This is a genomic window from Burkholderia sp. Ac-20345, assembly GCF_017104825.1.
Classification (GTDB): Bacteria; Pseudomonadota; Gammaproteobacteria; order Burkholderiales; family Burkholderiaceae; genus Burkholderia; species Burkholderia lata_B.
This window is the reverse complement of record NZ_JAAGPO010000093.1, coordinates 30,215-39,130: the sequence shown is the minus strand read 5'-3', so window position 1 is coordinate 39,130 and position 8,916 is coordinate 30,215. Positions and strand designations below refer to the sequence as shown.

Sequence of the window (8,916 nt, the reverse complement as noted above, 5' to 3'; positions counted from 1 at the left end):
GGCGAATCGGTATCGGGCGCGGCTTCATCGTCGCGCGGTTCGGTCACGCGGGCGAGCTGCGCGCCGATCGCCGTGTCGCCGGGCTTGCGTTCGGCGAGCAGGAACAGCGGGCCTTCGAGCGCGCCGAGTTCCGCTAGCGCGCGCCGTCGCGTGGCGAGCCACGTGGCAGCCGGCCGCACCCACGACGGTTCGTAGTGGACCAGCCCGAGCTCCTGCGCGATCGTACCGTGGCGGGCAAACGCTTCGGCCGCGAGCGTGCGCCGCTCGGCCGGCTGGGTGATCTGCACGAGGCGCCGCCACTGGTCGAGCAGCGCCGCGAGCCCGACGTCGATCTGCTTGCCGATGCTGACGGGCCAGATGCGCGTGAACACGAGATACACGACGACGTTGCCGAGCAGGATGCCGATCGTGCGGTCGCGTGCGATCGTCAGGTCGAAGCCGGGGCCGGCGCCCTGGATCACGCACAGGAAAAACGCGAACGCGATCTGGAAGCCGGCATATGCGATGCGCGGCGAGCCGAATGCGACCCACGCGGCGAGCCACCCGCCGGCAAACACCAGCGCCATCAGGTGGCCGACCGACGACAGTGACGGCACGACGAATACGAGCGCCGCGGTGCCGAGCAGCGCACCGACGATGCAGCCGAGGATCCGCAGCGTGAGTTTCTCGACCGTCTCGGCCGTCGAGCCGAGCGACACGATGTAGCAGGTGACGACGCACGTATGGATGCCCGACCAGTCGAGCTGCGAATACAGCAGGTAGCAGAAGATTGCCGCGGCGGTGGTCTTCAGCGCGTAGCGGATGTGGTCGGGATTGGTGCGCGCGTCGGGGAGGAAGAAGCCGCCGCGCGGCGCGGGGGGCGGGGCGGATTCGGGGGTGGTTGCCGAAGCCGACGAAGCCGACGAAGCCGACGAAGCCGACGAAGCCGACGAAGCCGACGAAGCCGACGAAGCCGACGAAGCCGTCGAAGCCGTCGAAGCCGTCGAAGCCGTCGAAGCCGTCGAAGCCGTCGAAGCCGTCGAAGCCGTCGAAGCCGTCGAAGCCGTCGAACCGACATCGACCGCTGCGGCCGGTTCCGCGAAATGCGTGATCGCCGCATGGACATCCGTCGCAACGACGCGCGCGAGCGGCGGCAGCGTGTCGGTCGGCGGCATCGCGAGCGTCACGTCGATCGGGTAGCCACCTCGTTCGAGGATATCGGCCATCTCGTCGAGCGTCGCGGCGATCGGTGTGGCGTACGCATCCGGCAGCCGCGCGCCCGGTTCGCGATCGGCCAGCGCGACGCCGACCAGCAGCGCGGTGCTCGATGCCACGGCCTGCCGCAATGCCGCGAAGTCGGCGGCGGACGACGAGCCTTCGAGTTTCGACAGCTTGAGCCACGTGAGCAGCTGCTTGTCGCCTTCGTGCAGGCTGGCATTGAACGCGTCGCGTGCCGCGTCGTCACCGCGCAATCGCTGCGCGGCAAGCCGCAGGCGCTTCGCGAGTTGTGCGTGCGCGAGCTTGCGCGGCGACGGCGCGATCAGCAGGTTGACGACGATCGCGACACCGACCGGAATCGCGATCGTCAGCCAGATGTACAGCAGCGCGCGTGTCGCGGCTTCGCCGAACGGCGCGAGACCGAGCTGGTCGAGCCCGAAGCCGACGATCATCGCGAGGATCGCACCGACCGGGCGCAGCTTGCTGGCCGACGTCAGGTACAGGAGACCGACCGACAGCACCGCCATGCACGAGACCCGCAGGATCGAATAGTCGATGCTGAAGATCGCGACGCCGAGCACGAGCCCGATCACGATCGTGACGATCACCAGCAGCGCGGCCGCGAGCACCACGCTCGTCACGCGGTCGGCACGGATCATGAAGAACACGACGTACGCGGACAGTGCGGCTTCCGGCGTGCCGTACGCGGCCGTCACGAGCGCGGTCAGCGCGCAAATTAGCGCGACCCGCACGGCAATCGACATGCGCCCCGGAAACGGCGCGAGCAGTCGCAGGACTTCGCGCGGTCCCGGCGAGCGAACCTCAGCGGCAGGCAGTGCCATGCCGGACCTCGACGATCGCGCTGGCGCCGACGCGCACGAGCTTGCCGTCGGGTTCGTCGAGCTTCACGCGCACCGGGAAGCGCTGCGCGACGTGCACCCAGTTCACCGAGTTCTGCACGATCGGCAGCGTGCGCGGCAGGTTGATGCGGGCGCTGTCGGCAATGCCTGCGCCGACGCCGACGACCTTGCCCGTCAGCGGGCGGCTGCGGTCGATCATCGAATAGACGGTCGCACAGTCGCCGACCTCGATGCGGCTCAACGACGTCTCGCGGAAGTTGCCGACGGCGAACCATTCGCTTGCGTCGATCAGCGTGAAGATCGACTGGTTCGGCGCAAGGGTTTCGCCGGCGAGTACGCTCAGGCCCGTCACGAGGCCGTCGTGCGGCGCGCGTACGACGGTGTCTTCGAGCGCATGCTGCGCGCGGGCCAGCGCGGCCTCGCGCGCATGCAGCGTCGCGATCGCGTCGGCCTCGTCGCCGATCGTCTGCGCGGACGCGCGCTGCTGTTCCTGTGCCTGCGTGAGCGACACGGCCGCGTCGCGCTGGCGGACCTTCGCCTGGTCGAACTGTTGCGCGCTGACGTAGCCCTGCGCGGCGAGTGGTGCGAGCCGGTTCACGTCGCGCGTCGCAAGGTCGTGGTTCTGCGTCGCGCGCTTGACCTGCTCGGCGGCCACGGCTGCGTTCGAGCGCTCGCCGATCAGCGAACGGCGGCGCGTGTCGAGCGATGCGCGCGCGAGTTCGAGGTCGGCCTGCGCCTGCGCAACCGTCAGCCGGTACGGCACCGGATCGATGACGTACAGCAGGTCGCCCTTCGCGACGCGCTGGTTTTCATGTACCGCGAGCTGCACGATGCGGCCGCCTACCGGCGACGCGACGTGCACGACGTCCGCGTCGATCGACGCGTCGTCGGTGGACGGGTAGGCCGTCGTGCGGTAGTACGCGTACACGAGTGCCGCGATGCCGAGCGCGACGATCGCCAGGGCGATCACGCGGCCTTTGACGGAGGGACGGGCAGTGCCGGCGGCCTTCATGCGAACGGCCCCGTGCCGGTAAGCCAGACGATCACGGCGACCACGAGCCCGATCGCGGTGCAGACGGCAAGCTGGTAGGGCACCGTGGCGGCCCAGCCGGTCGCGACGAATACGCGGTGCGCGATGATCGCGCCGATGACGCCGACGATCGCGCTGACGAGCCAAAGCGGGAAATACGCGCCGAACAGGACGTACGACGGTGCGCCGCGCGATGCGCAGCCCGCGAGCGGCAGGGCTGGCGCCAGGACGGCGGCGACGCGCAGGGGCGCGCGCGGCGTTGTTTTTCTCATGGTGTGACGAGCTCGACGTTGGGGGTGGATGCCGGGCGCGGCGCAATGCGGATCGTCGCCGCGACGACGATTCCGGGATACGGAGCCGATAATAAATCAGCGCGATGCGGACCGCCAGCCACCCGCCCCGTGCACCTCGGGGGGGTGTTGCCGGTAGGGGGGCGCGTCCACCCGTCCGGCATCGCGTTTCTGCAATGGTGGCCGGACCGTCGCGATTCTGCCAGCGCAACCTCGCGTAGGGTTGCTAACGGACCGTAAAGGATCGTCAGACGAACGAAGGGCGGCTGATTTGCCGTGTCGACAGGGTGGAATCGGTGCGGAAACGGTTGATTGCCGCGCGAGCGTACGGGAATTGGGTCGGTTCGGCAGGTCGGGGGGCCGATATTGACGAATAGGCAAACCGGATTGCGTGCGAAGCGCGGCAGCGCGTCGCGATCGGCGCCGCAGATCTGCGGCGGGCGTTCGGTCAGAGACGTTTGCTCGTTTGCATGTCTGCGAGGGCGACGACGCGTAGCGCCATTTGTTTTGCATGGCGGTGCGCGGTGCGTTCAGGCAAGACGCGGACCTTTGCATCGATCATCCGGCAGGCCGTCTCCACGTGACTCATCTAGAGGTGCAAACGCAGCGTGTGCTGCATGTCGGTCGCGAGGGGCTTCAGGAGAGCGTCAACGGCGCTCGCTTCGGGCAGGCCGATGCAGCCGCGGTCGACCGTCGCGACGAGCGGCGTCGAGGCCCGGCCGGCGACCGGTCGTCACAGCCGCGATCTGTGTACCATCGTACGTATGGCGCGACGCGCGGCACGAAACCTCACGGCCTCGTGCGACACGCGGCGCGGAAGCGGTAAAGCGGTATTGCAACGAAGGTGAGCGTTCCATGCGAAGTTTCTTTGTCCGGTTCATTGCAATCGGCATGCTGTTCCATCTGTACGTCGGGATACGGATCATTCCCGATGCGTTTGCGTCGCCGGCCGCGCGCACGATCGCGGCGCTCGTGCTGGCGAGCTTCGTCGTGCTGATCCCGGTCGGCATGTTCTCGCGCCGCTTCGACGAAGGTTGGGCCGCGACGCTGGCCGGCTGGGCCGGCTCGCTCGTGATGGGCTTCTTCTCGTCGCTGCTTCTGCTGACGTTCCTCCGCGAGTTCGTGCTGCTCGGCGCGGTCGGATGGCGGCATCTCGGTCACGACGGCGCGTGGCCCGGCGCGGCGACCGATACGGCGATTGGCGTGCTGGCCGGCGCGGTGTTCGTCACCGTGATCGGATTCGTCGGCGCGCGCCGCACCGCGGCGGTCAAGCGCGTGTCGATCCCGGTCGCGGGGCTGCCGGCCGGGCTCGACGGGCTGACGATCGTGCAACTGTCCGATATCCACGTCGGGCCGACGATCAAGCGGCCCTATGTCGAACGGATCGTGCGCGCGGTCAACGCGCTCGATGCCGACCTCGTCGTCGTGACGGGCGACGTGGTCGACGGCTCGGTCAAGCGCCTGCGCGAGCACACGGCGCCGCTCGGCCGCATGCAGTCGCGGCACGGCAGCTTCCTGGTGACGGGCAACCACGAGTATTACGCGGGCGCGCATGCGTGGATCGACGAATTCCGGCGCATCGGGCTGACGGTGCTGCTCAACGAACACGTGCTGATCGAGCATGACGGTGCGCACGCGGTGCTCGCGGGCGTCACCGATTTCACGGCGGGCGGGTTCGATCCCGACCATCGCAGCGACCCCGTGCAGGCGCTCGTGGGTGCGCCGCGCGATGTCGGCACGAAGATCCTGCTCGCGCACCAGCCGCGCAGCGCGGAAGCGGCGAATCGCGCCGGTTTTACCGTGCAGTTGTCGGGGCATACGCACGGCGGCCAGTTCCTGCCGTGGCCGCCGTTCGTGCGGCTGCAGCAGCCGGTGATCGGCGGGCTGAGCCGCATCGGCGACCTGTGGCTCTACACGAGCCGCGGCACCGGATACTGGGGGCCGCCGAACCGCTTCGGCGTGCCGTCCGAGATCACGCTGATCCGGCTGACGCGAGGCGGCTAGCGCACGTTCCCACGTTGGGACACGTTCATTCGTGGGGCCGGTGCAAGCCATTCATCAGCGGGCACCGGCCCTGGCCCGCGGCCGTCACTCGATGCGCGCGATGTCGTCGAAGTCGAAGCGCGGGCTGCGCGGGAACAGGCCGGCCGGATCGCCGTAGCCCAGATTCACGAGAAAATTGCTCCTGATCGCGGTGCCCGCGAAGAACGCGGCATCGACCTTCGCGCCGTCGAAGCCGGACATCGGGCCCGCGTCGAGGCCGAGTGCGCGCGCGGCCAGGATCAGGTATGCGCCCTGCAGCGACGAATTGCGGAATGCGGTGGCCTCGATCAGCGCATCGTTGCCGGCGAACCAGCTACGTGCGTCGGCGTGCGGGAACAGGCGCGGCAGGTGTTCGTGGAATGCCATGTCCATGCCGACGATCACGGTGACCGGCGCGGCCATCGTCTTCGCGAGATTGCCTGCGGACAGTGCGGGCTTGAGGCGCGCCTTCGCTTCGGGCGACTTGACGAACACGAAGCGCGCGGGGCTCGCATTGGCCGACGTCGGGCCGAATTTCGTCAGGTCGATCAGCCGGTGCAGCAGCGCGTCGTCGACGGGTTTGTCCTGCCACGCGTTGTGCGTGCGCGCGGTGAGAAACAGTTGATCGAGGGCGGAGTCGGACAGCGTCGTCATGAGGGGTGGGATCCGGAAGGAAAGTGGCCGCGGCGAGCCGGCCGGCAGGGCGGGAGAATGCGGCGCACTCGGGCAGGGGCGCCGCGACACGCCGCGATGATAGCGTGTGCGCGAACGCGCATCGTGGGGCGCGGTGCGCGGTGGTTTCCATTCATCCGCGAATGACAGCGCATGGCTGTGTGCGACGCCGTTGGCTAGTATGCAGGCATGCACCGTTCGCTCCGTTCATCGCCCGTTCCTTTCGACATGTCGACGCCTGATCTCTTCGCTGACACGCCCGCGCCCGACGTGGACTGGTACCCGGACTGGCTGGCGCCGTCCGGTGCCGATCGCGCACTGGCCGCGCTGATCGACGAGGTCGCGTGGCGGCAGGACACGATCCGCACGCCCCGTGGACGCATTCCGTTGCCGCGGCTCACCGCATGGCAGGGCGAGCCGGATGCCATCTATGTGTATTCGGGGATCCGCAACGTACCGGAGCCGTGGACGCCGGCAGTACTCGACCTGAAGCGCGCGGTCGAGGCGACCTGCGGCGTGCATTTCAACAGCGTGCTGCTCAATCGCTACCGCAACGGGCAGGACAGCCTCGGCTGGCACGCGGACAACGAGCCCGAGCTTGGCGATGCGCCGGTGATCGCGTCGGTGAGCCTCGGTGCGATGCGCGTGTTCGACCTTCGGCATCGCGCGACCGGTGTCACGCACGCGTATCGCCTCGTGCATGGCAGCCTGCTCGTGATGCGCGGGCGCACGCAGGCCGAATGGCAGCATCGCGTGCCGAAGGCGCCGGGCGTGCAGGGCGAGCGCGTGAACCTGACGTTCCGCCGCGTGATGCCGGCCGGCACGGGCCGGTAACCACCCGCGTCATCGAGGTGCCGGGATCGCCGGGCGATTCGCGCCCCGTTTTTTGCGATTCACGGGCAACCGATGCGGGCAAGCGGTCGTGTGTGCGGCACGTTGCCGCATCGGCGCTGAGCCGTGCGCCCTGAAATGGCGCTGAGGCCCGTGGCATATGGGTTTCAGGTAAATTCGATCGACCGCCCGGTTCCGATAGATGAGTGAAACCTCTGATGGTGCGTCGCAACAATCTTTGACTAGACTGTCGAATGGCAGAAACGCGTCGCATCCCGGCGCGATCCTTTCGACATGCCCCAAGCGTCGCCGATGCGGTGCGCAAGGGGGCAGGAGCAAAACGCGTGACCGTATTCGACCCTTCCTTCGAACCCTCGCTGCACGTCTTTGAACAAGACGGCGGATGGCAATGGGCGCTGACGGTGAAGCGGGCGACCGGCGTCGGCGTGAAAGTTGTCGCGTTCAGCCGGGAAGGCTTTCGCGGCGAAGCCGAGGCTTATGCCGCCGGCCAGCTTGCCCGCGCCGAGTATGACGACGCCGTGACGGCCTGACGCCGTCGCGGCGATCCCGCCCGAGGATCGTCTTCACTGTTCACCGCCCGCCGCCGGGTGGTTCGTTCCCGATCGTTTTCAGTTTTCCGTCGCCTGTCGCGCTTCGCGCGGCAGCGCGTGCGGCGTGCTTGCGCGCCCGTCCGCCTGAGCTCGCCGCGCCAAATGGTCCGTACCATTCGACACGCGTGTGCCATACGCCGCGCTTAACGTCCCTGCACGGCATCCGTCGCGCCGGCGATGCGGCTTCGCGTCGCGGTTTGAACGCCGGACGCCGGACGACGACCCATCGACAAGAATGCAGGTCATGTGCGACGACAGAACCGACTACAACCGCCATGCGCGCGGCGGATCGCGCACGGCGCGGGCGCCGGAACGGGGATTCACGCTGATCGAGGTGCTGATCGCGCTGGCGATTGTCGCCGTGGCGCTCGGCGCCGTGATGCGCGCGATCGGCGCGCTCGCATCGGATACCGACATGGCGCGCATGCGCCTGCTCGCGTTATGGAGCGCCGACAACGCGCTCGGCGAGATCCGCATCGCATCGACCTGGCCGTCCGTCGGCACGAACACGTTCGCGTGTCCGCAGGGCCGCTACCGGTTCGTGTGCCGCCAGTCGGTGGCCGCGCTGCCGAGCCCGCTCGTGCGTCGCGTGACGGTGAGCGTGTATCCGTCCGCGTCGAGCCGCAACGTGCTCGCCGAAGTCGTCACGGTGATCCAGAATGAAGCGCGCCGCTGACCCGCGCGCGGCGGTGCGTGCCCGCGCCCGCGGCTTCACGCTGATCGAGATGCTGGTCGCGATCACGCTGCTCGCCGTGATCGCGCTGCTGTCGTGGCGCGGCCTCGATGCGACGATCCGCGGCCGCGACGATATCGCGTCGAATCTGGCGCAAACGCGTCTGCTCGGCCGCTACTTCTCCCAACTGCAGTTCGACCTGACGAACCTCGTCACGCCCGACGAAGTGTTCGGGCCGCCGCTGCGCATCCGCCCGGGCGAACTCGTGATGGTGCGCCATCTCGGAGTGGGGAGCGGACCGACGCAGATGCAGGTCGTGCGCTACCAGCTCAAGGGGCGCGAGCTCGTGCGCAGCGCGTCGCAGCCGCTCGCGTCGCTCGCCGAGGTCGACGACGCGCTGCATCACATGGATGCGTTCGCGCGTGTGGTGGTCAGCAATGATGCGCGCTCGATGCAGCTTTCCGTGTGGATTCCACCCGGCGGATGGACGACGAGCCAGGCCGACATCGAACAGTCCTACGCGCAGTTTCTCGCGCAGCACGGCATCAGCAACTCGACGTCGATCGGCGTGCCGGTGCCGCGCGGGGTTCGCTTCGCGGTCACGATGGGCGCGCCGGCGGTCGAATACGTGCGGACGATCCCGATCGGCCAGTGAGTGTGCGATGCCGTCCGGTGCACGCGGCCACGCCCCGAAAGCCGTTCCGTCCCCCGGGCAAAATGGTCCGTAACT

General features: G+C 68.5%; 9 protein-coding genes. 5 read left to right on the top strand and 4 right to left on the bottom strand.

Going from position 1 to position 8,916, the window contains the following annotated elements; translation table 11 throughout:
• From G3O06_RS28100 to G3O06_RS28090, 3 genes are all read right to left on the bottom strand, one after another.
• Nucleotides 1-2,039 (bottom strand): FUSC family protein (locus G3O06_RS28100; RefSeq protein ID WP_205818176.1); only part of this gene is annotated, 2,039 nt, incomplete at its 3' end.
• Nucleotides 2,020-3,069, bottom strand: coding sequence for a multidrug transporter subunit MdtN (gene mdtN / locus G3O06_RS28095; protein ID WP_174911609.1), 1,050 nt, complete (start codon nt 3,067-3,069; stop codon nt 2,020-2,022). The genes mdtN and G3O06_RS28100, both read right to left, overlap by 20 nt.
• A complete protein-coding gene (locus G3O06_RS28090) occupies nt 3,066-3,359 on the bottom strand; it encodes a hypothetical protein (protein WP_174911606.1) in 294 nt (97 codons plus the stop codon). Before G3O06_RS28090 ends, mdtN begins: the two co-directional genes overlap by 4 nt.
• A gap of 873 nt (nt 3,360-4,232) precedes the next feature.
• On the opposite strand from G3O06_RS28090, the gene G3O06_RS28085 reads away from it, so the two are divergent.
• Nucleotides 4,233-5,381, top strand: coding sequence for a metallophosphoesterase (locus G3O06_RS28085; RefSeq protein ID WP_205818175.1), 1,149 nt, complete (start codon nt 4,233-4,235; stop codon nt 5,379-5,381).
• An 84-nt stretch (nt 5,382-5,465) separates the two neighbouring features.
• Here G3O06_RS28085 and G3O06_RS28080 read toward each other — a convergent pair whose 3' ends face one another.
• Entirely contained in the window at nt 5,466-6,053 is a 588-nt protein-coding gene (locus G3O06_RS28080; protein WP_174997852.1) for a malonic semialdehyde reductase, read from the bottom strand.
• 246 nt (nt 6,054-6,299) lie between these two features.
• Here G3O06_RS28080 and G3O06_RS28075 point away from each other — a divergent pair, with 246 nt between their 5' ends.
• The 4 genes from G3O06_RS28075 (at nt 6,300) to G3O06_RS28060 (ending at nt 8,841) form a co-directional block, all read left to right on the top strand.
• Entirely contained in the window at nt 6,300-6,905 is a 606-nt protein-coding gene (locus tag G3O06_RS28075) for an alpha-ketoglutarate-dependent dioxygenase AlkB (protein WP_241020277.1), read from the top strand.
• 341 nt (nt 6,906-7,246) lie between these two features.
• A complete protein-coding gene (locus G3O06_RS28070; protein ID WP_174911594.1) occupies nt 7,247-7,453 on the top strand; it encodes a hypothetical protein in 207 nt (68 codons plus the stop codon).
• Between the two features lie 304 nt (nt 7,454-7,757).
• Nucleotides 7,758-8,189: a type II secretion system minor pseudopilin GspI gene (gene gspI, locus G3O06_RS28065; RefSeq protein WP_043179123.1), complete on the top strand. Its 432-nt coding sequence runs from the start codon at nt 7,758-7,760 to the stop codon at nt 8,187-8,189.
• The gene (locus G3O06_RS28060; RefSeq protein WP_205818173.1) at nt 8,173-8,841 is read left to right on the top strand and encodes a prepilin-type N-terminal cleavage/methylation domain-containing protein; all 669 of its coding nucleotides are present in this window, start codon (nt 8,173-8,175) and stop codon (nt 8,839-8,841) included. The genes gspI and G3O06_RS28060 overlap by 17 nt, the downstream gene beginning before the upstream one ends.
• Nucleotides 8,842-8,916 lie beyond the last annotated feature (75 nt).